Source organism: Pseudoalteromonas sp. RB2-MNA-CIBAN-0110 (assembly GCF_040309305.1).
Taxonomy (GTDB): Bacteria; Pseudomonadota; Gammaproteobacteria; order Enterobacterales; family Alteromonadaceae; genus Pseudoalteromonas; species Pseudoalteromonas arctica.
In genome coordinates this window covers 1-233 of record NZ_JBEOOQ010000344.1, presented here as the reverse complement: position 1 = coordinate 233, position 233 = coordinate 1, and the positions used below count along the sequence as shown (strand labels likewise).

The 233-nt window shown below is 39.5% G+C and carries 1 protein-coding gene; it reads right to left on the bottom strand.

The window, feature by feature from the left end; all coding sequences use genetic code 11:
• Nucleotides 1–48: 48 nt before the first annotated feature.
• Nucleotides 49–233 (bottom strand): peptidase C39 family protein (locus AAEY68_RS21740; RefSeq protein ID WP_350586905.1); only part of this gene is annotated, 185 nt, incomplete at its 5' end.

The window sequence follows — 233 nt, the reverse complement described above, 5'->3', positions numbered from 1 at the left end:
GGGGCTACATCGATAAAATCTAAAAATGTCACTTAAAATCCTAATCTATTATTTTTTACCAATAGCAACTGCCGTTCTAAGCCTTTGACTACCAAAAGCCGACATTTTACTAAAATCGCTGCGTGCAATTGGCACATATTGACAGTCAATCGCTAATTGATTGTCGTTACCTGGTTCGCAAAACGGGTCATGTACGTACACACAGTGCGCATCTAAATGAGTAACACATACCC